The 19,596-nt window shown below is 65.7% G+C and carries 22 protein-coding genes; 12 read left to right on the top strand and 10 right to left on the bottom strand.

Annotation, left to right across the window (positions count from 1 at the left end):
- Window positions 1-53 precede the first annotated feature (53 nt).
- The 4 genes from cpaB to I6F24_RS31000 are packed head-to-tail and all read left to right on the top strand — an operon-like array spanning window position 54 to window position 4,470.
- Window positions 54-875, top strand: a complete 822-nt coding sequence (gene cpaB / locus I6F24_RS31015) for a Flp pilus assembly protein CpaB (protein ID WP_036024324.1) — start codon at window positions 54-56, stop codon at window positions 873-875.
- A 10-nt stretch (window positions 876-885) separates the two neighbouring features.
- Window positions 886-2,403 (top strand): type II and III secretion system protein family protein, encoded by a 1,518-nt coding sequence (locus I6F24_RS31010; protein ID WP_225151948.1) that lies wholly within the window; start codon window positions 886-888, stop codon window positions 2,401-2,403.
- Between the two features lie 49 nt (window positions 2,404-2,452).
- Complete coding sequence (locus tag I6F24_RS31005; RefSeq protein ID WP_225151946.1) at window positions 2,453-3,184, top strand: CpaD family pilus assembly protein; 732 nt, start codon at window positions 2,453-2,455, stop codon at window positions 3,182-3,184.
- The gene (locus I6F24_RS31000) at window positions 3,181-4,470 is read left to right on the top strand and encodes an AAA family ATPase (protein ID WP_036003204.1); all 1,290 of its coding nucleotides are present in this window, start codon (window positions 3,181-3,183) and stop codon (window positions 4,468-4,470) included. The genes I6F24_RS31005 and I6F24_RS31000 overlap by 4 nt, the downstream gene beginning before the upstream one ends.
- Before the next feature lie 119 nt (window positions 4,471-4,589).
- Here I6F24_RS31000 and I6F24_RS30995 read toward each other — a convergent pair whose 3' ends face one another.
- Window positions 4,590-5,387, bottom strand: coding sequence for a tetratricopeptide repeat protein (locus I6F24_RS30995; protein ID WP_225151944.1), 798 nt, complete (start codon window positions 5,385-5,387; stop codon window positions 4,590-4,592).
- A gap of 80 nt (window positions 5,388-5,467) precedes the next feature.
- Window positions 5,468-5,713 carry a PilZ domain-containing protein gene (locus I6F24_RS30990; RefSeq protein WP_018644993.1) on the bottom strand — a complete coding sequence of 82 codons (246 nt, stop codon included), beginning with the start codon at window positions 5,711-5,713 and terminating at the stop codon, window positions 5,468-5,470.
- A gap of 228 nt (window positions 5,714-5,941) precedes the next feature.
- Between I6F24_RS30990 and I6F24_RS30985 the strand changes: the two genes are divergently transcribed.
- From I6F24_RS30985 to I6F24_RS30965, 5 genes are all read left to right on the top strand, one after another.
- Complete coding sequence (locus tag I6F24_RS30985; RefSeq protein ID WP_225151942.1) at window positions 5,942-7,480, top strand: YifB family Mg chelatase-like AAA ATPase; 1,539 nt, start codon at window positions 5,942-5,944, stop codon at window positions 7,478-7,480.
- A 108-nt stretch (window positions 7,481-7,588) separates the two neighbouring features.
- Window positions 7,589-8,056: a hypothetical protein gene (locus I6F24_RS30980; protein ID WP_036024312.1), complete on the top strand. Its 468-nt coding sequence runs from the start codon at window positions 7,589-7,591 to the stop codon at window positions 8,054-8,056.
- A gap of 228 nt (window positions 8,057-8,284) precedes the next feature.
- Window positions 8,285-10,528, top strand: coding sequence for a PAS domain-containing hybrid sensor histidine kinase/response regulator (locus tag I6F24_RS30975; protein ID WP_225151940.1), 2,244 nt, complete (start codon window positions 8,285-8,287; stop codon window positions 10,526-10,528).
- Between the two features lie 85 nt (window positions 10,529-10,613).
- Window positions 10,614-11,243, top strand: a complete 630-nt coding sequence (locus I6F24_RS30970; protein ID WP_036024309.1) for a histidine phosphatase family protein — start codon at window positions 10,614-10,616, stop codon at window positions 11,241-11,243.
- A gap of 71 nt (window positions 11,244-11,314) precedes the next feature.
- Window positions 11,315-12,373, top strand: coding sequence for an AI-2E family transporter (locus I6F24_RS30965; RefSeq protein WP_036003187.1), 1,059 nt, complete (start codon window positions 11,315-11,317; stop codon window positions 12,371-12,373).
- 45 nt (window positions 12,374-12,418) lie between these two features.
- Here the strand turns inward: I6F24_RS30965 and I6F24_RS30960 are convergent, their stop codons facing one another.
- The 8 genes from I6F24_RS30960 to hisB form a co-directional block, all read right to left on the bottom strand.
- The gene (locus tag I6F24_RS30960; protein WP_036003274.1) at window positions 12,419-12,658 is read right to left on the bottom strand and encodes a hypothetical protein; all 240 of its coding nucleotides are present in this window, start codon (window positions 12,656-12,658) and stop codon (window positions 12,419-12,421) included.
- Window positions 12,659-12,759: 101 nt separating this feature from the next.
- Window positions 12,760-13,716: a type I pantothenate kinase gene (gene coaA, locus I6F24_RS30955; RefSeq protein WP_036003185.1), complete on the bottom strand. Its 957-nt coding sequence runs from the start codon at window positions 13,714-13,716 to the stop codon at window positions 12,760-12,762.
- Window positions 13,717-13,752: 36 nt separating this feature from the next.
- The gene (locus I6F24_RS30950; RefSeq protein ID WP_036003183.1) at window positions 13,753-14,076 is read right to left on the bottom strand and encodes a phosphoribosyl-ATP diphosphatase; all 324 of its coding nucleotides are present in this window, start codon (window positions 14,074-14,076) and stop codon (window positions 13,753-13,755) included.
- A gap of 102 nt (window positions 14,077-14,178) precedes the next feature.
- The gene (gene hisF / locus I6F24_RS30945; protein WP_018646048.1) at window positions 14,179-14,952 is read right to left on the bottom strand and encodes an imidazole glycerol phosphate synthase subunit HisF; all 774 of its coding nucleotides are present in this window, start codon (window positions 14,950-14,952) and stop codon (window positions 14,179-14,181) included.
- A gap of 4 nt (window positions 14,953-14,956) precedes the next feature.
- Window positions 14,957-15,697, bottom strand: coding sequence for a 1-(5-phosphoribosyl)-5-[(5-phosphoribosylamino)methylideneamino]imidazole-4-carboxamide isomerase (hisA, locus tag I6F24_RS30940; RefSeq protein ID WP_193375184.1), 741 nt, complete (start codon window positions 15,695-15,697; stop codon window positions 14,957-14,959).
- On the bottom strand, window positions 15,685-16,335 hold the full coding sequence (gene hisH / locus I6F24_RS30935) for an imidazole glycerol phosphate synthase subunit HisH (RefSeq protein WP_036003163.1): 651 nt from the start codon (window positions 16,333-16,335) through the stop codon (window positions 15,685-15,687). The genes hisA and hisH overlap by 13 nt, the downstream gene beginning before the upstream one ends.
- Entirely contained in the window at window positions 16,332-16,862 is a 531-nt protein-coding gene (locus I6F24_RS30930) for a DUF2628 domain-containing protein (protein ID WP_109141959.1), read from the bottom strand. The genes hisH and I6F24_RS30930 overlap by 4 nt, the downstream gene beginning before the upstream one ends.
- A gap of 64 nt (window positions 16,863-16,926) precedes the next feature.
- The gene (gene hisB, locus I6F24_RS30925; protein ID WP_036003156.1) at window positions 16,927-17,520 is read right to left on the bottom strand and encodes an imidazoleglycerol-phosphate dehydratase HisB; all 594 of its coding nucleotides are present in this window, start codon (window positions 17,518-17,520) and stop codon (window positions 16,927-16,929) included.
- A gap of 190 nt (window positions 17,521-17,710) precedes the next feature.
- Between hisB and hslV the strand changes: the two genes are divergently transcribed.
- The 3 genes from hslV to I6F24_RS30910 all read left to right on the top strand — a co-directional run bounded on the left by hslV (window position 17,711) and on the right by I6F24_RS30910 (window position 19,558).
- Window positions 17,711-18,271 (top strand): ATP-dependent protease subunit HslV, encoded by a 561-nt coding sequence (gene hslV / locus I6F24_RS30920; RefSeq protein WP_225151938.1) that lies wholly within the window; start codon window positions 17,711-17,713, stop codon window positions 18,269-18,271.
- Between the two features lie 190 nt (window positions 18,272-18,461).
- The gene (locus I6F24_RS30915; RefSeq protein WP_225151936.1) at window positions 18,462-18,944 is read left to right on the top strand and encodes a GNAT family N-acetyltransferase; all 483 of its coding nucleotides are present in this window, start codon (window positions 18,462-18,464) and stop codon (window positions 18,942-18,944) included.
- Window positions 18,941-19,558: a DUF2585 domain-containing protein gene (locus I6F24_RS30910; protein ID WP_225144164.1), complete on the top strand. Its 618-nt coding sequence runs from the start codon at window positions 18,941-18,943 to the stop codon at window positions 19,556-19,558. The genes I6F24_RS30915 and I6F24_RS30910 overlap by 4 nt, the downstream gene beginning before the upstream one ends.
- Window positions 19,559-19,596 lie beyond the last annotated feature (38 nt).

The following is a 19,596-nucleotide window of genomic DNA, read 5'->3' as shown; positions in this document are numbered from 1 at the left end:
GCGGGGGAACACGCCAGGTGCGGTTCGAGTGCCCCGCGTAAGAGTAGAAGCGTATGAATACCGCACGCATTGTCGTTCTCGTCATCGCTCTCGGCGCCGGCGGCGTCGCTGCATATCTGGCGAGCGGCTATCAGAATCCGCCCGCGGCCGTCCTGCCCGTCGCCGAGAAGCTGCCGACGGTCGAGGTCCTTATCGCCAAGAACGACATCCAGCTCGGCCAGGCCGTCAAGCCCGAGGACCTGCAATGGCAGGCCTGGCCCGCGGCAACCGCCAGCAGCGCCTTCATCCGCCGCGACAGCAGGCCCGAGGCACCGACCCAGATCGCGGGCTCGATCGCGCGCGTGCCGTTGATGCAGGGCGAGCCGATCCGCGAGCAGAAGCTGGTCAAGGCCGAAGGCTCCGGCTTCATGGCCGCGATCCTGCCGTCCGGGATGCGTGCCGTCTCCACCGAGATTTCAGCCGAAACCGGCGCCGGCGGCTTCATCCTGCCGAATGACCGCGTCGACATCGTCCTGACCCGCCGGCTGAAGAATCCGGACGGCGGCAACACCAACGGCCCGACCGGCGGCAACGACCTCATCCTGTCCGAGGTCATTCTCACCAACATCCGTGTGCTCGCGATCGACCAGGCCCCGAAGGAAAAGGAGGGCCAGAACGCGGTGGTCGGCAAGACCGTCACGCTCGAGCTGCGGCCCGACCAGATCGCCACGCTTTCGGCCGCACGGCAGGGCGGCACTCTGACACTCGCGCTGCGCAGCATCGTCGATGCCAACGCAGTCGACGGCACGCCCGAGGACCAGGCGATCAAGCGCCCGGGCGGCGTGAACGTAATCCGTTACGGCGTCCAGGCAAGGCAACTGACGTCACAGAAGTGATGGGGACAGCATGAACTACGGGGGTGATCGGACGGGCTTGCGCATTCGGTGGAAGCGCGTGCGCTCGGTTCTGGCGGGGACGATGTTGGTGCTGGGGCTGCTCGCGGCTTCCGGCGTCCTCAGTGCTGCGGAGGCGCCGGTCGGCGACCAGGCGCCGATGCAGGCGTCGGATCTCGGCTTATCGTCGGTTGGGACTATCGCACCGGCGCGGTCGCGCTTTCTGTCGCTCGGCATCGGCAAGTCCGTCGTCATCGACCTGCCGCGCGAGGTCAAGGACGTGCTGGTGGCCGATCCCAAGATCGCCAATGCGGTGATCCGCTCGGCCCAGCGCGCCTATATCATCGGCGGCCAGGTCGGCCAGACCAACGTCGTGTTCTTCGCGGCCGATGGCCAGCAGGTCGCCTCCTATGACATCGCGGTGAAGCGCGACCTCAACGGCATGCGTTCGGCACTGCGCCAGTCGCTGCCGGGCGTGCAGATCGAGGGCGTCGGCGACAGCGTGATGCTGACCGGCTCGGTGTCGAGCCCGGTCGAGGCCCAGCAGGCCGGCGACGTTGCCGCAAAGCTGGTCGGCGGCGCGGACAAGGTCGTCAACAACATCGTCGTGCGCGGCCGCGACCAGGTCATGCTCAAGGTCGTGGTCGGCGAAGTCCGCCGCGACATCGTCAAGCAGCTCGGCGTCGATCTCAGCGCCAGCCTGAATGCCGGCACGGCGGTGGTGAATTTCAACAATTCCAACCCATTCTCGGTCTCTGGCGGACCGATCGTCAGCAGCAATGGGCTCGGCGTCACCGGCCTCGCCAAGGGCGTCGCCACCGTCAACGCCACGATGCGGGCAATGGAAAGCGCCGGCGTCATGCGGACCCTGGCCGAACCGAGTCTGACCGCGATCTCGGGCGAATCCGCCACTTTCATCGCCGGCGGCGAATTCCCGATTCCCGGGGGCTACGCCTGCGATCCGGTCACTCACGTCTGTACCACCCAGGTCACCTACAAGAAGTTCGGCATCTCGCTGAACTTCACCCCGGTCGTGCTCAGCGAAGGCCGCATCAGCCTGCGCGTGATGACCGAGGTCTCGGAGCTGTCGAACACCAACTCGATCACGTTGACGCAGGCCGTGACCGGGTCCTCGACCAACTCGATCACCATTCCATCGATCCAGACCCGCCGCGCCGAAACGACCCTGGAGATTCCCTCGGGCGGCTCGATGGCGATGGCCGGCCTGATCCAGCAGCAGACCAAGCAGGCGATCAACGGACTGCCTGGTGTCGACCAGGTGCCGATCATCGGCGCGCTGTTCCGCAGCCAGGACTTCGTCAACAACGAGACCGAGCTGATGGTGATCGTGACGCCTTACGTGGTGCGCGCGGTTGCCCAGAAGGAATTGTCGCGGCCCGACGACGGCTTCGCACCGGCCTCGGACGCGCAGAGGGCGCTGCTCGGCCGGGTCAACCGCCTCTACGGCATCGCGAGCCGTGTCGATCCGGTCGCCGGCACGACGGGCGATTTCGGCTTCATCATCGACTGAGACGAACGGTTTGGGGACCGGGCAAGGCAGGGGCAGGAGGGATCAGGGGATGACGACAACATCAGCCGATCGACGGCGCAATTTGCGGCTCGCGCTGGCACTGACGGGCCTCTCCGTCATGCTCGGCGCCTGCAACACCACCGAGATCGTCACCCAGACGGTGCCGACCGATTATCGCCAGCGCCATCCGATTGCGGTGCAGGAAGGCAAGAAGTCGATCGTGATCTTCGTCGGCAAGAGCAGAGGCGGCCTCTCGGCTGCGCAGCATTCGGACGTCGCGGGCATCGCGCGGGACTGGATGCGCGAAGGCACCGGCTCGGTCGTCGTCGATGTGCCGGTCGACACCGCCAATTCGCGCGCGGCCGCCGCAACCTATCAGGAGATCCGCTCGGTGCTCATGTCCGGCGGCGTGCCGTCGCGCGCCATCGTCCAGCGGCCCTATCGCCCTGATGATCCCGGGCTGCTGCCCACCATCCGCCTGAGCTATTCCAAGATCACCGCGGTCGCCGGCCCCTGCGGGCTGTGGCCCGAAGACGTCGGCCCCAACATCCTCAACCCCGGCTACACCGAGAACCGCCCCTATTTCAATCTGGGCTGCGCCAGCCAGCGCAATCTCGCCGCGATGATCGACAACCCGGCTGACCTCGAGCAACCGCGCGCCGAGACGCCCGCCTATACCGCACGGCGCGACATCGCGTTCGATCGCTATCGCAAGGGCACGACGACGACGACCACCTATCCCGAATCCGACAAGGCCAAACTCAGCGATACCGCCAAATGACAGGCATCCACGACGAAGACGCGGACGATCCGCAGCATCCCGAGGAACACATCGCCCCGGTTCCTCGCATTTCGGTGCAAGCCTTCTGCGAGACCGAGCAGACGCTCAAGGCGGTGACCGCGGCTGGCCAGGACCGCCGGCTCGCCAAGGCCCATCTCAGCGCCAAGGACGGCGGCCTCGCCGCGGCGATCGAAGCCTATGAATCGATGCCGACGCCGAACGTGATCGTCATCGAGTCCGACGGCACGCGCGACATCCTCGAAGGACTGGACGACCTCGCCGGCGTCTGCGATCCCGGCACACGCGTGGTCGTGATCGGCAGCCCCAGCGACACCGCGCCCTATCGCGAGCTGGTGCGCCGCGGCGTCAACGATTACGTGGTCGGCCCGGTCGAGACCATCGACGTGGTCCGCTCGATCTGCAGCCTGTTCTCGGCCTCGGAAGCCATCATCACCGGCCGCGTCATCGCCGTGGTCGGCGCCAAGGGCGGCGTCGGCGCGTCCACCGTCGCGCATAATCTGGCCTGGACCATTGCCCGCGATCTCTCGCTCGATTCCGTCGTGATCGATCTCGACCTCGCCTTCGGCACCGCGGGCCTCGACTACAACCAGGATCCGGTGCAGGGCATCGCCAACGCGGTGCTGTCGCAGGACCGGCCGGACACGGCGCTGATGGAGCGCCTGCTCGCCAAATGCACCGATCGCCTCAGCCTCCTGGCAGCGCCCGCCACGCTCGACCGCGTCTACGATTTCGGTGCTGAAGCCTTCGATGCCGTGTTCGACACGCTGCGCATGACGACGCCCTGCATCGTGCTCGACGTGCCCCATCAATGGTCCGGCTGGACCCGGCGCGCGCTGGTGAACGCCGACGACATCGTGATCGTGGCCGAGCCCGATCTCGCCAATCTACGCAACACCAAGAACATGCTGAGCGTGCTGAAGGCGGCGCGACCGAACGACCGGCCGCCGCTGTACTGCCTCAACCAGGTCGGCATGCACAAGCGTGCGGAGATCGAGGTCAAGGCCTTCGCCAAGACCATGGAGAGCCAGCCGATCGCGGTGATCCCGTTCGATTCGAAACTGTTCTCGACCGCGGCCAATAACGGCCAGATGATCGCGGAGGTCTCCAGGACCCACCGCACCACCGTTCTGTTCCAGAATATGGCGAACCGCCTCGCCGGCCGCGGCGAGGTGAAGAAGCCGAAGCGCTCGCTGCTCGAGCCGCTTTTGAAGAAGCTGAAGGGCAAGTCGGGGCGCAGCTCGGCCCCGCATCGCAAGGCGTCGTAGGCGCGGCTTATTTGAGCATGATCTCCGCGCAAACGCCTTCCGCGTTTGTCGCGAGGGAAAACCGCTTCACACTTTGCGCTGACGCGGCCCTTCGGGTCCGGATCATGCTCTAGGGCGGACTACCTGTCCGCCCGCTGCTGCTTTTTCGCCAGCAGCTGCTTCAGCGCCGCGACCTTGGCCGCGCCCTGGTCCGGCGGCAGATCTGCCTTGACGAGGATTTCGGCCTCGGCCTCGCGACCCTGCAATCCCAGCACGAGCGCCAGATTGGCGCGGACCCGCGCATCGTTCTGATTGCGCTGATGGGCGCGGCCGAGCACCTGTTCGGCCTTCGAGAGATTATTTTGCAGCATGTAGGACAGGCCGAGATTGGACAGCACGGTCGGCTCGTTCGGCACGATCTTCAACGCCGCGGCGTAATATTGCTGGGCTTCCTCGTTGCGGCCGAGCTGATCGAGCACAGCCCCTTGCGCCGACAGGATGCGCCAATCGGGATCCTCGGGCGAATGCGCCCGGCCGAGGACGTCGAAGGCCTGCTGGAAATTGCCGTTGTCGGCGAGGGCGCGGCCGTAGCCGGCGAGCAGCGCCTTGTTGCCGGGACGGGCGAGCACGGCCTGCTCCAGCACTGCGACCGCCTGCGCGCGCTGGCCGCTGCCACGCAGCGCCTTGCCGTATTCGAGAGCAATGGCGGGATCGCTCGGCTTGGCGCGATAACGCTCGCGAAGTGCGTCCATCTCCGGCGTGGGGTCGGCCTTGCTGTCGGACTTGCCGTCAAACTTGGCGGCGGACTCCCGCTTGCCGCCGAGCGCACCGGTGACGTCGTCGATGCCGGCCGTCTGACAGCCGCCGAGGGCGAGGATCAGGACGGCGGAACACAGATATCCCGCCGGGGATAAGGCGAGGAACGAACGCTTGGGCATACTCTGATCACTCGGCAACTGATCAGAGATGCTTACCCATTAACGCTAAAGTCCCGTTAAGGAGGCGCGCCTGTTGAGGTTCAGTCGACGAACTCGGCGCCGAATTCGCAGCCGATGCGCCAGCGCAGGCGGCATTGGCGGGAATAATCAGGCGCGAAGATGATGGTGAATTGCGGCGGCACTTCCAGAAATTCCGCCACCACTTTCACGCCGCCATCCGAAATGTCCGTGATCGTGCAATCCCGCGGCAGCGAGCCCGCGCCAAAATGAATCTTGGCGAGACGGCTGCACACCCGACGTTCGCTTCTCCGGCGATTTGCAAGCATTTGAACTGTTCACCCGTTAGACCACGGCCCATCCCGCAGCCCTAGGAGTAGCGGACATTCGTTGGAATGTGCTGAGGAGAGAAGCTGGCATTCGAGACGTAGTGTCGGGACCGCGTTTACGCCTGGTTAGGATTTGATCGGCCGCCAAGCGATTGTTCCCGTATTGTTCTTGCGGAAACGGCCGCGCTCTGCTACCCTTAATTGCAGCAATGGGCAGGCTGGTTCGGCATGGTTCAGCGGGTTTCTACCGTCGCCTTTGAGGGGATCGAGGCCCGCGCGGTCGACGTGCAGGTGCAGGTCGCGCCTGGCCTGCCGGCCTTTGCCATCGTCGGCTTGCCGGACAAGGCGGTATCGGAGGCGCGCGAGCGGGTGCGCTCGGCGCTGATCGCCTCGGGGCTGGCGCTGCCGGCGCGGCGGATCATCGTCAATCTGGCCCCGGCCGACCTGCCGAAGGAGGGCAGCCATTACGACCTGCCGATCGCGCTCGGGCTGATGGCCGCGATCGGCGCGATCCCCCCGGATGCGCTGACCGGCTTCACCGTGCTCGGCGAGCTCGGCCTCGACGGCTCGATCGCGCCGGTGGCCGGCGTCCTTCCCGCCGCGATCGGCGCCAATATGCGCGAGGAAGGACTGATCTGCCCGGCGTCCTGCGGCTCCGAGGCGGCGTGGGCGAGCCCGGACATCCAGATCATTGCCGCACACTCGCTGATCCAGATCGCCAACCATTTCAAGGGCACCCAGGTGCTGTCGCGGCCGACGCCGAAGGTGCACGAGGCCCCCGCCTCGACGCTCGACCTGCGCGACATCAAGGGCCAGGAAAGCGCCAAGCGCGCGCTGGAGATCGCGGCCGCCGGCGGACATCATCTGCTCATGATCGGCGCGCCAGGCGCGGGCAAATCGATGCTGGCCGCGCGCCTGCCCTCGATCCTGCCGCCGCTGTCGCCGAGCGAGCTGCTCGAGGTCTCGATGATCGCCTCGGTCGCCGGCGAGATCGAAGGCGGCGCGCTGACGGCGCGACGCCCGTTCCGCTCGCCGCACCATTCCGCCAGCATGGCCGCGCTCACCGGCGGCGGCGCGCGCGCCAAGCCCGGCGAGATCTCGCTGGCACATCAGGGCGTGCTGTTCCTCGACGAATTGCCGGAGTTCGATCCGCGCGTGCTGGATTCGCTGCGCCAGCCGCTCGAGAACGGCGAGGTCGCGGTGTCACGCGCCAATCACCGCGTCACCTACCCTGCCCGCTTCATGCTCGTCGCGGCGATGAATCCGTGCCGCTGCGGCAATGCGTTCGAGCCCGGCTATGCCTGCAAGCGCGGCCGCATCGACCGCTGCACCGGCGATTACCAGGCGCGCATCTCCGGTCCGCTGATGGACCGCATCGATCTGCGCATCGAAGTGCCGGCGGTGACCGCCGCCGACCTGATCCTGCCGCCGCCGTCGGAAGGATCAGCCGAGGTCGCCGCCCGCGTGGCGGCGGCGCGCGACATCCAGCTGGCGCGCTATGCGGATGCAGGCCTGCCCCATGTCCGCACCAATGCCGAGGCGCCCGCCTCCGTGCTGGAGGAGATCGCAAAGCCGGATGCGCAAGGCGCCAAACTGCTGCGCGATGCCGCGGAGACCATGCGCCTGTCGGCGCGCGGCTATCACCGCGTGCTGCGGGTGGCGCGCACGCTGGCCGACCTCGACCATGCCGACAAGATCGGCCGGCTGCACCTCGCCGAAGCGCTGTCCTACCGCGCACTCGCGGAGGATGTGCGCCAGCTGGCTTGATCATTCCGCGCATCAACCCGGCGGTAACGACTTTCCTTTACGCTCTGCAAACCATAAGGCCCGACGCGTTTCGGTTGTGAGTTCCCGGGGCCTAGCGAGTAGAGCGTCATGTTGCGTTTCAAGTTCCTGGCCTCGGCTGTTCCCCTGCTGGCGGCTGCGGTGTTCGCCCGCGCCGAGATCGGATCGGTATCGCATCCCTGCATCGCGCTGGGCGACACATCGGTCGAGCTCACCTCGCTGTTCTGGACCGCCGGCGTGCATGTCGCCTTCACCGACGATCCCGCGCAGGCGACGGTGCGGGTCCAGATCACCGAGGATGCCGACGCCGCGGATTTTGCCGTGGTCGACGACGGCCTCGGCTCCGAGCCTGACACCTGCCAGGCCAGCCCTTCGACGCGTCTCGTCTCGATCGCCGCGCAGCCGGTCGACGGCGGCCAGGTGGTCTATCTCTCCAGCGAAGGACCGGCGGATTACCGCATCTATGTGCGCTCAAAGACGTTCTCGCCGCGCGAGGCGGCGGCGCTGATCGTCGGCGCCCGCGGCGGCCATGGCCGCTTCCAGGCGGCATCGCTTTAGAGCTTTGTGTTTGAGCATGATCTCCGCGCAAACGCGTTCCGCGTTTGTCGCGAAGGAAAACCGCTGCACACTTTTCGCTAACGCGGCCCTTCGGGTCCGGATCATGCTCTGACCCGTTAACGTCTCGTCAACCCTGTTCGGAGGCGGCGCCACCGCCGCAATTTGTTCGCAAGGTCGGCGGGCCATCGTCGCACGCGGCGGCGGGGTTTCAGGCAAGGGTCGGTTGCGATGGGTCGGACGTTCCGGATCAAGGTGCGCATGCGTCGTTTCAGGCGACGGCATCCGAGGCTCGCTTTCGCGATCCGCTCCTTCATGATCTTCTCGGCGACGTTTTGCGGCGCCTATGGTTTCGTCTCCGGCAGCCGGTCGGACAATTCCGGCTACGATCCCCATACCTTTGCGATCGGTGCCAGCTTCCTGTTCGCGCTCGCCTGCCTCGGCCTTGCGACGCTGAGCATGCGCCTGCGCTTCGTCAATAAGCGGCTGCGGACGCTCGCCGCCCACAATGAGGCCCTGATCGACCGCAATTGGGAGCTGAAGGAAGCGGAAGAGCGCGCCCGCAGCCTGTTCGAGCAGCAGGGCGACCTCATCGTGCTGCGCGCTACCGACGGCCGCATCACCTTTGCCAACGAGGCCTATTGCGCGCTCGCGGGACAGGCGCGCAGCGCGCTGGTCGGCACGCGATTCGATTTCGACGTGCTGGAGCAGGGCGACAGTGCCCGCGAGAGCAGCGGCACGCGCATCCACGACCAGAAGATCGCAACCCCGCTCGGCGCGCGCTGGATCGCCTGGCGCGAGGGCTATGTCCGCCTCGATGCCGGCCAGCCCGCCGAGTTGCAGAGCGTCGGACGCGACGTCACCGACCGCACCGAGACCGAGCGCGCATTGTCCGACGCGCGCGACCAGGCCGACGCCGCCAACCGCGCCAAGTCGCGCTTCCTGGCGATGGCCTCGCACGAGATCCGCACCCCCCTGAACGGCATCATCGGTATGGGCGGCCTGTTGCTCGACACCGATCTGACGCCGGAGCAGGCGACCTATGCCAAGGCGGTGAAGACCTCGGGCGAAGCCTTGATGGCGCTAATCGAGGAGCTGCTCGACTATTCCAAGATCGAGGCCGGCAAGCTCGACCTCGATCAACGTCCCTTCGCGCTCTCGACCCTGGTCGAAGAGATCACCGAGCTGCTCGCGCCGCGCGCGCAGGCGAAGTCGCTCGAGATCGCCGCCTATGTCGACGAGCGCCTGCCGCTCGAAGTGGTCGGCGACGCCGCGCGGTTGCGCCAGGTGCTGCTCAACCTCGCCGGCAACGCCATCAAGTTCACGAGCAGCGGCGGCGTGGCACTGATCGTCGAGCCCGGCATCTGGCCGACCGAAATCAGCTTCCTGGTTCGCGACACCGGCATCGGCATCGCAGCCGAAGCCCAGCAGCGCATCTTCCGCGAATTCGAGCAGGCCGACGAGCGCGTCGCCCGCACCTATGGCGGCACCGGACTTGGCCTCGCCATCAGCGAGCGCATCGTCAAGCGCATGGGCGGCCGGATCACGCTCACGAGCGAGCCGGGCAAGGGCTCGACCTTCGAGGTCGCGGTGCCGCTTCCGCCGTCGCAAGGCGGCGCTGGGCAGACCGCATTTCCGAGTCCCGACCTCACCGGCAAGTCGATGCTCCTCGTCGCCGACGGCATCGAAGCCTCGCTCATCGCGCGGCGCCTCGAACGCTGGGGCGGCCAGACCTGCCTGGTTGCAGATGCGGCGGTCGCCGAAGCATTGCTGCCGGAACGCTCCTGGCACACGGTGCTGATCGATCGGGCGATCGGCCCAGCCGCGGCCGATCAGCTCGGTGAGGCCGCCCGCGCGCATGCCTTGCAGCGCCTCGTTCTGCTGACGTCGAGCTCGCGCCACGAGAAGCTGTCGCCGGCTTTCACCGGCTTTCTGGTGAAGCCGCTGCGCGCGGCCTCGCTCGCCGCACGCCTTGCTTTGACGCCGGAGGTCGCCTCGCCCGATCTCGCGCCGGAGCCGCCGCCGGTCTCCGCCGGCCCCGCACCGGCGAAAGGCCTGTCGATCCTCGTCGCCGAGGACAACGAAATCAACGCCTTGCTGATGCGCTCGCTGCTGACCAAGCTCGGCCATCGCGTCGTCATTGCCGTCCATGGCGAGGCCGCGCTGGAATCCTGGCTCGCCGCCTCATCGGCCGGCACGCCCTACGATCTCGTGCTGATGGACATCCAGATGCCGCAGCTCGACGGCATCGAGGCGACAAAGCGCATCCGCGCGCACGAGGCCGCGCTGGGCGATTCCCGGACGCCGATCCTGGCGCTCACCGCCAACACCCTGGTGGAGGATCGTTATGCCTGTTTCGAGGCGGGCATGAACGGATTTCTGATCAAGCCGGTCGACCGTGAGAAGCTCGAGGAGGCGCTGGCGGGCCTTGCCGCGTCCCGGCACCAGACGGTTCCGGATCTCACGGGAACCTGAGCTCGTCTGACGATCGCAATTGAAATCGAGCGCGTTGCGCGTCACGATCCCACCGGGGGCATTTTGCAACCAAAGGATTTTGCGCATGAACGTGCTTTGCCGCCTCGCCCTGATTGTTCTCCTGGCTGGAATCTCCCGCCACGCAGCCGCCGACACACCGGACCTCATCTCGTCGCTCAAGCAGGGCGGCTACGTCCTGATCTTCCGACACACCGCGACTGACGACAGCCAGAAGGATGTCTATCCCTTCAAGTTCGACGACATGAGTGCCCAGCGTCAGCTCAGCGAGAAGGGCAGGGACGCGGCGCGCCAGATCGGGACGGCGATCAAGGACCTCGCGATCCCCATCGGCGACGTCTACACCAGCCGGCTGAACCGCGCGGTCGAGGCCGGCAAGCTGATCTCCGGCCGTGAGGTCAAGCCGGTCGATGCCCTGACCGACAGCAGCAACGCCAGCGCATCGGGAATGGCAAACCCGACCGGCGCCAATGCCAAGGCCGGGCAGGCCGTGCGTCAGCTCGTCGATGCGCCGCCGCAGTCCGGCACCAACACCGTCCTGGTCACCCACAAGACCAACATCGCCGATGCCTTCGGCAAGGACGCCGGCAACGTCGGGGAAGGCGAGGCCTTCGTCTACAAGGCCGGCAGCTCGGGTCCCGCCACCTTCGCAGGGCGCATCACGCTTGCGGATTGGATCGCAAAAGCGGGCAGGTGAGGACCTGCCGCTCCGCCACGATGTTGTGCTACGGACATCCTCTGGCGAACGAGCGAAGAGCTGGCGAACACGTGAGAACATCGGAGAATCGTTCATTCCTCATCCTGCTCGGCGCGATCTCCGTCGCGTTCGTCTGGGTGCTTTGGCCGTTCTCCGGTGCCGTGTTGTGGGCCACGCTGCTGGCCATCATCTTCGCCCCGTTCTATCGGCGGGTGCTGAGATCCGTGCCCGAAAAGCACAACCTTGCCGCCCTCGTCACCGTCATCGTGGTGGTCGTCATGGTCCTGATCCCCGTGGCGGTCATCATCGCGTCGCTGATCGACCAGGGCGGGGAGCTGTATCAGCGCGTTCAGAGCGGGGAGATCAGCCTCTCTCATCCCCTGCAGCAGCTGAAATCCGCGCTGCCCGCCTGGGCTGTGTCGCTCGGAGACCGCCTGGCCGGCATCGATTTTTCGGCCCTGAGGGAACGCCTGTCGGGTCTGGTCGTCCCTGCCGGACAACAGCTGGCCGGGCACGCGATCAACATCGGTCAGGTGACGCTGGAGTTCGTCGCAAGCCTGCTCGTGATGCTGTACCTGCTGTTCTTCCTGCTGCGCGACGGTGACGAGCTCAATGCCCGCATTCGCGAGGCGCTCCCGCTGAGCCCGAACCATACCGCGGAAATTCTCGATGTCTTCACCCTGGCGGTTCGTGGAACGATCAAGGGGATCGTTCTCGTCGCGTTGATACAGGGAGCACTCGGCGGGCTCATCTTCTGGCTGCTCGGCCTCACCGCGCCGCTGCTGGCGGGCGCGCTGATGGCGCTGCTCTCGCTGCTGCCGGTGCTCGGCTCCGCGCTGGTCTGGGTTCCGGTTGCGCTTTACCTGCTTGTGGCAGGTTCGGTCACGAAGGGACTCATCCTGCTCGCTTTCGGCACCTTCGTGATCGGCCTTGCGGACAATTTTCTCCGCCCGATCCTGGTCGGCCAGTCGATTCAGATGCCGAGCTATATCGTGCTGCTCGCCACGCTGGGCGGCCTTGCGACGTTCGGAGCGAACGGGTTCGTGATCGGCCCGCTCGTCGCTGCAATGTTTCTGACGACGTGGCACATCTTCGTCGTCTCGAAGTCGAAACAGGGGGCCCCGAAATGATCGTCATGCCGGGCCTGGAGCGGGCGATCCGGCCGATGCGCAATCTCATGCAGCAGAGACAATAAAGCGCGGTGCAGACAGCTTGTCCGGCGTCGTCTGGCCTCCCCGGAAGACGGTATTTGCCTGCGCGGCGCGCTTGCAATGGGGGCACACGAAGAGATGCGCGATGACCGGGGTCGGCTCGTCCGTGAGCAATTCCGAGCGGAACCACTTCATCTCGACATGGCAGTCCGGGCAGACCGGAGCTTCCAGCTGCTCCGCAGCGCTCCTGAGACGATCAACCATGGTATGCCCCCGCCGTTTTCCAAGGAATAGCGGAATACCCATCGTTGGTCTGCATCAAAAGATACTCTGCGCGAATGGGCAGGGCCCGGGCACCAAGGCGATTACAGCCGCCTGAGCGCCACGCTCTCCACCGTGTGGTCGGCGCCCTTCTTGAGGATCAGCGTCGCACGGGGCCGAGTCGGCAGGATGTTGTCCTCGAGATTGGCGAGGTTGGTACGCTCCCAGATCGCGATCGCGGTCGCGGTGGCTTCCTCGTCCGACAACAGAGCATAGCGGTTGAAGTAGGATTTTGGATTGGTGAATGCGGTGTCGCGCAGCGCCAGGAAGCGCTTGATGTACCATTGCCGCAGCGCCGCCTCGTCGGCGTCGATATAGACCGAGAAATCGAAGAAGTCGGAAACCACCGGCACCGCCTTGCCGTCGCGCGGCAGCTTGCCGGTCTGCAGCACGTTGACGCCTTCGACGATCAGGATGTCGGGCTGGTCGATCTCGGCCCATTGGTTCGGCACGATGTCGTAGGTCAGATGCGAATAGACCGGCGCACGGACGTGGCGGCGGCCGGCCTTGATGTCGGAGAGGAAGTTGAGCAGCATCGGCAGATCGTAGCTCTCCGGAAAACCCTTCTTCTGCATGATGCCGTGCCGCTCGAGCACCGCATTGGGATAGAGAAATCCGTCCGTGGTGATCAGTTCGACTTTCGGCCGCGGCGACCAGCGCGCCAAGAGGGCCTGGAGCACGCGTGCCGTGGTGGATTTCCCGACCGCCACCGAGCCGGCGACGCCGATGATGTAGGGCACCTTGCGGTCCCTGATGTTGAGGAACTGGCGCTCGGCGTAATACAGCCGCTGCATGGCATCGACGTAGATCGACAACAGGCGCGATAGCGGCAGATAGATGTCTTCGACCTCCTGCAGGTCGAGGCGATCGTGCAGCGAACGCAGCCGGTCGAACTCGCCCGGCTCGAGCGTCATCGGCGTATCGTCGCGCAGTCGCGCCCATTCCTCACGCGTATAAACGCGGTAGGGATTGTACTGCTGCTCGGGTGCGCGGATATCCATGACGCCGCCTTTCCGTTGCGATCTATTCGCCCTTGCCTAGCCGCCCTTGCGCGACGCCTTCTCTTCCAGCCCCGACATCGAGGTCCGCTTGTCCAGCGCGGCCTCGACCTCTTCCAGCTTTATGCCGCGCGCCTTCAGCAGCACAAGGAAATGATAGAGTAGGTCGGCACTTTCAGCGATCAGATGCGCGCGATCGTTTTCGACTGCAGCGATTACGGTTTCGACTGCTTCCTCGCCGAACTTCTTGGCGCAATGCTCGGGGCCTTTGTCGAGCAGCTTGCGGGTATAGGATGCTTCGCCGCCGGACGCTGCGCGGACGTCGATGGTTTCGGCCAGATCATGGATCGTGAAACGCGGCATCGGACTCACTCGGAAACACGCTTGAAAGCAAGCTTGGCAACAGATTTGGCCACGGCGGCCATCCCCGTCCGCCAATGTTAGCATCGTTACGAACCGGAGTCGTCAGGCATCCAGGCGCATCGGCAGCCCACGCCGCGCCATGTGCTCCTTGGCCTCACGAATGGTGAATTCCCCGAAATGGAAGATCGAAGCCGCGAGCACCGCGGTGGCGTGCCCGTCGCGGATACCGTCGACGAGATGGTCGAGATTGCCGACGCCGCCCGAGGCGATCACGGGGACGGGAACGCTGTCGGCGATCGCGCGGGTCAGCGGAATATCGAATCCCTGCCTTGTGCCGTCGCGGTCCATCGAGGTGAGCAGGATTTCACCGGCGCCGAGCGAAACCACCTCCTGCGCGTATTCGATCGCGTCGATGCCGGTCGAGTTGCGCCCGCCATGGGTAAAGATCTCCCAGCGGTCGCCGCCCGGACGCTTGACGCGCTTGGCATCGATCGCGACCACCACGCACTGCTCGCCGAATTTTTCAGCGGCTTCCTTGACGAATTCGCGCCGCGACACCGCGGCGCTGTTGATCGAGACCTTGTCGGCGCCGGCGCGCAGCAGCGTCTTGATGTCGTTGACCTCGCGCACGCCGCCGCCGACGGTCACAGGCATGAAGCAGGCTTCCGCCGTGCGCCGGACCACGTCCAGCATGATGCCGCGGTTCTCGTGGGTCGCGGTGATGTCGAGGAAGGTGAGCTCGTCGGCGCCGGCGGCGTCATAGGCGATGGCGGCTTCGACGGGATCGCCGGCATCCCTGAGATCGACGAAGTTGACGCCCTTGACGACGCGGCCGTCCTTGACGTCGAGGCAGGGGATCACGCGCACCTTGAACATGGGGTCAGCTCCTGCGCGCGTCGCGGATCAAGGTGAGGGCGGCGGCGGGATCGAGCCGGCCGTCATAGAGCGCGCGGCCGGCAATCGCGCCGGCGAGCTTCTTCGCGCGCAGCATGGCTTTCACGTCCTCGATCGAGGCGAGGCCGCCGGAGGCGATCACGGGAATCGAAATGGCATCGGCCAGCGCGATGGTCGCCTCTAAGTTCAAGCCCTTGAGCAAGCCGTCTCGCGCGATGTCGGTGAAGATGATGGCGGCAACGCCGGCATCCTCGAAGCGCTTGGCGATCTCGAGCACCGTGACCTGCGACGTCTCGGCCCAGCCCTCGACCGCGACCTTGCCGTCGCGCGCGTCGAGCCCGACCGCGACGCGGCCGGGGAATGTCTTCGCGGCGGACTTCACCAGCTCGGGATCGCGCACCGCGGCGGTGCCGATGATGACGCGGGTGATGCCCTTGTCGAGCCAGGCTTCGACGGTCGCGAGATCGCGAATGCCGCCGCCGAGCTGCACCGGAATCTTGATCGTCTTCAGCATCGCCTCGACGGCGTCAGCATTCACAGGCTTGCCGGCGAAGGCGCCGTCGAGGTCGACGACGTGGAGATATTCAAAGCCCTGCGCGGCAAAGCTCTGCGCCTGTGCGGCCGGATTGAGATTGAACACGGTCGCGCGCGCCATGTCGCCTTGCTCGAGGCGCACGCACTGGCCGTTCTTGAGGTCGATCGCGGGAAAGAGAATCACGGTTTCCATCGCAAGAAATTCGAGATCAGGGCCAGCCCGAAGCGCTGGCTCTTCTCGGGGTGGAATTGCGTGCCGATGGCGGTGTCCTTGCCGACGATCGCGGTGACGGGCCCCCCGTAATCGGCGCGCGCAAGCACGTCCGCCTCGCTGGCGGCGTTGAGATGGTAGGAGTGCACGAAATAAGCGTGCTGGCCCTTGGGACCGAGCGGCAGCTTGTTCAGCACCGGATGCTCCTGCAGCAGGTCCAGCGTATTCCAGCCCATGTGCGGGATCTTCAGGCTTTCATCGCGCGGCGTGATCTTCTCGACGTCGCCGCCGATCCAGTTCAAGCCCTCGGTGACGACGTGTTCCTTGCCGCGGCTCGCCATCAGCTGCATGCCGACGCAGATGCCGAAGAACGGCCGCGCCTTGACGCGCACCGCTTCGGTGATGGCCTCGACCATGCCGTTGACGGCGTCCAGCCCGCGCCGGCAATCGGCGAAGGCACCGACACCCGGCAGCACCAGGCGATCGGCCTCGTAAGCCTGGTCCGGATCGCTGGTAACAAAGACCTTTTGCGGGCTCTCCAGGCTGCGCGCGGCGCGCTCGAAGGCTTTCGCGGCGGAATGCAGGTTGCCGGAACCGTAATCGATGATGGCGACGCTCATCTTGACCCTCCCGGTTCTGGAAACAACCCAATGATGCCGCCGGCTGGAATGGGCGGCGGGTTCGAGAATGGCTGGCCCGGCACATTGCGGGTCGGCGGCGGGCCGCCGCGATCGACGGCCCATTGATCGCCAGCGCTGCCGTTCTGCTTCTGGCTCCAGCGTTCGAAGAAGCGGCGCTCCGCAGTGTCGCTGTCGTCGGCGACGACGATATCCAGCTGCCGCCACTTTCCGCGCGACAAGGTCCAGCGGCGCAGGCTCGAGGCTTCGAGGCCCATCAGCACCGCGACGATGCAATCGGCGAAGAAGATCGAGGAGCGCCCGACGCCGAGGCTCGACAGCCCCGCGTTGAACGCGGCCAGGAAGATCAGATAGCCGATCAGCGCCAGCCACAGCCGATTCCACAACAGCCAGAACGGACCGAAGATCATCGCCCAGAAATGAAAGCCGTCGCGCACGAACACGAACTTGTCGGTCGCGCGCGGGTCGGCTCCTGCGGGTGAGGGAGCGTGAACTGTGTAGACAGGCATGGTGATGCCCCGTTCTCGAAATTCAGTGATGCCGCCAGCAGCGATCGCCGCAAGACGGAAGATGTCAGCCGCCGAGCGAGCCCTTGGTGGACGGGATTTCGCCCGCCGCCTTCGGATCGATCGCCACGGCCGCGCGGAGCGCCCGAGCCAGACCCTTGAAGCAGGACTCGGCGATATGATGGCTGTTATCGCCATATAGGGTCTCGACGTGGAGAGTCACGCCGGCGTTGATGGCAAAAGCCTGGAACCACTCGCGCACCAGCTCGGTGTCGAACTCGCCGATCTTGTGCCGGGGGAAGTCGGCCTTGAACACCAGGAACGGGCGGCCCGAGATGTCGATCACCACGCGCGTCAGCGTCTCGTCCATGGGCATGTGCACGCCGGCATAGCGGGTGATACCCGCCATGTTGCCGAGTGCCTGCTTGACCGCCTGGCCAAGCGCGATGCCGGTGTCCTCGGTGGTATGGTGATAATCAATGTGCAGATCGCCCACCGCCTTGACCGTGAGGTCGATGCGGGAATGGCGGGCGAGGAGATCGAGCATATGGTCGAAAAAGCCGATGCCGGTCGCGATATTGGCCACGCCGGTGCCATCGAGGTTCACGGAGACCTCGATGTCGGTTTCCTTGGTCTTGCGCTTGATCGTCGCGGTGCGCATTGAAAGCTGGCTTTCATCCTAGCTAGGGAGCCGAAAACGCCAGTCTCTTAACAGCCAAATGACACCTTCGCTACTGCGGGAACGGCCGGCCGGACCTCTACTTCTGCCTATGGTGAGCGAAATTCGGCCCGGAACGGCCGTTGTGCCCTTCGTCCCGACCGCCTAAATCAGGCCGGACAGTGAGGTATTCATGCAGGACTCCCAGAACAGCTCGCCGGGCTGGCACGGCACCACGATTCTAACGGTCCGCAAGGGCGGCAAGGTGGTGGTCGGCGGCGACGGCCAGGTCTCGATCGGCCAGACCGTGATCAAGTCCAATGCCAAGAAGGTCCGCAAGCTCGGCAAGGGCGACGTGATCGGCGGCTTTGCCGGCGCCACGGCTGACGCCTTCACGCTGTTCGAGCGGCTCGAATCCAAGCTCGAGCAATATCCGGGGCAGCTGACCCGGGCGGCGGTGGAGCTCGCCAAGGACTGGCGCACCGACCGCTATCTGCGGCGGCTGGAGGCCATGATGATCGTGGCTGACAGGGACGTCTCCCTGGTGCTGACAGGCACCGGCGACGTGCTCGAACCCGAGGCCGGCGTGATGGCGATCGGCTCCGGCGGCAATTACGCGCTGGCGGCGGCCCGGGCCCTGCTCGACACCGACAAGGACGCCGAGACCATCGTCCGCCGCTCGCTGGACATCGCCGCGGACATCTGCGTCTACACCAACCGGAATCTGACGATCGAGAGCCTGGCTACGGCGTAGGGCGGAGGGGTCATTTGTCCGAGTGCCTCTCCGCACGGTCGGTGCAACCTCTCCCGCTTGCGGGGGAGGTCGGCGCGAATCGTCGGGTGGGGGCTCTTCCCTCTGGGGGATTGTCCCATTGCGGAAACACCCTCTCCCCAACCCTCTCCCGCAAGCGGGAGAGGGAGAGCAGCACCGCTGTGGACGCTAGATGACGCAAAGCTACGCCTTCCGTCCCATGACCGCGGCCGACATGCCGCTGATCCGGCGCTGGCTCGCCGCACCGCATGTTGCCGAATGGTGGCATGATCCGGAGACGCTTGAATTCGTCGGCGGCGACCTCGATCATCCTGACCTGGCGCAGTTCATCGTCAGCCTTGACGGCCGGCCTTTCGCCTACCTGCAGTGCTACCGGCTCGGCGATTGGCATATCAGCTTCGGCCCGCAGCCCGTGGGCACTCGCGGCCTCGATCAGTTCATCGGCGAGGCCGACATGCTCGGATGCGGCCACGGCTCCGCTTTCATCCGCGCCTTCATCGACCAGCTCTTCGCGCGCGGTGTGCCGCGCGTCGTGATAGACCCGAGTCCTTCCAATGCGCGCGCGATTCGTGCCTATGAGAAAGCTGGCTTCGTGCCGCAGCACGAGATCGTCACGCCCGATGGTCCCGCACTCCTGATGATCCGAGACCCATGACGCTCGCCGCAAGCCCCGCCGCCAAGACCACATTCCCGCCGCTCGCCTGGGCCGGCATCGCGCTGTTGCTGCTGGCGCTGCAGGCCGCGATCCTGCTGGCGATGGGGCGGGTGCCGATCTGCGCCTGCGGCACCATCAAGCTGTGGCACGGCGTGGTGAACAGCTCGGAGAATTCTCAGCAGATTGCAGACTGGTACACGTTCTCACACGTCCTGCACGGCTTCCTGTTCTACGGCCTGACCTGGCTGCTGTTCGCGCGGTTTCCCTTGCTGTCTCTCTCCTGGCCCGCACGGCTGATCATCGCCATCCTGATCGAAGGCGCCTGGGAGATCGTCGAGAACTCGCCCTTCATCATCGAGCGCTACCGCGCCGGCACGATCTCGCTGGATTATTACGGCGACAGCATCCTCAATTCGGTCTCGGACAATCTGGCCATGATCTTGGGGTTCCTGGCCGCTCGCGCGCTGCCTGTCACCGCGACCGTGCTGCTGGGCATCTCCTTCGAGATCGTGCTGGCGCTCCACATTCGCGACAATCTGACGCTCAATATCCTGATGCTGATCCATCCGATCGATGCCGTGAAGCAGTGGCAATCCGGCCCGCCGATCATCTGACCCAAAATGCGGCTTGTCCTTGGCCGTCTCTCGCCCTA

Origin of the sequence: Bradyrhizobium sp. BRP23 (genome assembly GCF_020194135.1) — a bacterium.
GTDB lineage: Bacteria > Pseudomonadota > Alphaproteobacteria > Rhizobiales > Xanthobacteraceae > Bradyrhizobium > Bradyrhizobium yuanmingense.
Note: the sequence above shows the minus strand (reverse complement) of the source record. Positions and strands in the feature narration are given on the sequence as shown.

Excerpts from the sequence above, each read along its gene's own strand:
- I6F24_RS31005 (WP_225151946.1), top strand. The coding sequence starts at position 2,453 with ATGACGACAACATCAGCCGATCGACGGCGCAATTTGCGGCTCGCGCTG.
- I6F24_RS30980 (WP_036024312.1), top strand. The coding sequence starts at position 7,589 with ATGTTGCGTTTCAAGTTCCTGGCCTCGGCTGTTCCCCTGCTGGCGGCT.
- I6F24_RS30995 (WP_225151944.1), bottom strand. The coding sequence starts at position 5,387 with ATGCCCAAGCGTTCGTTCCTCGCCTTATCCCCGGCGGGATATCTGTGT.
- I6F24_RS30950 (WP_036003183.1), bottom strand. The coding sequence starts at position 14,076 with ATGCCGCGTTTCACGATCCATGATCTGGCCGAAACCATCGACGTCCGC.
- hisA (WP_193375184.1), bottom strand. The coding sequence starts at position 15,697 with ATGGAAACCGTGATTCTCTTTCCCGCGATCGACCTCAAGAACGGCCAG.
- hisH (WP_036003163.1), bottom strand. The coding sequence starts at position 16,335 with ATGAGCGTCGCCATCATCGATTACGGTTCCGGCAACCTGCATTCCGCC.
- I6F24_RS30975 (WP_225151940.1), top strand. The coding sequence starts at position 8,285 with ATGGGTCGGACGTTCCGGATCAAGGTGCGCATGCGTCGTTTCAGGCGA.
- I6F24_RS31000 (WP_036003204.1), top strand. The coding sequence starts at position 3,181 with ATGACAGGCATCCACGACGAAGACGCGGACGATCCGCAGCATCCCGAG.
- I6F24_RS30985 (WP_225151942.1), top strand. The coding sequence starts at position 5,942 with ATGGTTCAGCGGGTTTCTACCGTCGCCTTTGAGGGGATCGAGGCCCGC.
- I6F24_RS30910 (WP_225144164.1), top strand. The coding sequence starts at position 18,941 with ATGACGCTCGCCGCAAGCCCCGCCGCCAAGACCACATTCCCGCCGCTC.
- I6F24_RS30960 (WP_036003274.1), bottom strand. The coding sequence starts at position 12,658 with ATGGTTGATCGTCTCAGGAGCGCTGCGGAGCAGCTGGAAGCTCCGGTC.
- I6F24_RS30930 (WP_109141959.1), bottom strand. The coding sequence starts at position 16,862 with ATGCCTGTCTACACAGTTCACGCTCCCTCACCCGCAGGAGCCGACCCG.
- I6F24_RS30970 (WP_036024309.1), top strand. The coding sequence starts at position 10,614 with ATGAACGTGCTTTGCCGCCTCGCCCTGATTGTTCTCCTGGCTGGAATC.
- hisB (WP_036003156.1), bottom strand. The coding sequence starts at position 17,520 with ATGCGCACCGCGACGATCAAGCGCAAGACCAAGGAAACCGACATCGAG.
- cpaB (WP_036024324.1), top strand. The coding sequence starts at position 54 with ATGAATACCGCACGCATTGTCGTTCTCGTCATCGCTCTCGGCGCCGGC.
- hisF (WP_018646048.1), bottom strand. The coding sequence starts at position 14,952 with ATGTTCAAGGTGCGCGTGATCCCCTGCCTCGACGTCAAGGACGGCCGC.
- I6F24_RS30990 (WP_018644993.1), bottom strand. The coding sequence starts at position 5,713 with ATGCTTGCAAATCGCCGGAGAAGCGAACGTCGGGTGTGCAGCCGTCTC.
- hslV (WP_225151938.1), top strand. The coding sequence starts at position 17,711 with ATGCAGGACTCCCAGAACAGCTCGCCGGGCTGGCACGGCACCACGATT.
- coaA (WP_036003185.1), bottom strand. The coding sequence starts at position 13,716 with ATGGATATCCGCGCACCCGAGCAGCAGTACAATCCCTACCGCGTTTAT.
- I6F24_RS30915 (WP_225151936.1), top strand. The coding sequence starts at position 18,462 with ATGACGCAAAGCTACGCCTTCCGTCCCATGACCGCGGCCGACATGCCG.
- I6F24_RS31010 (WP_225151948.1), top strand. The coding sequence starts at position 886 with ATGAACTACGGGGGTGATCGGACGGGCTTGCGCATTCGGTGGAAGCGC.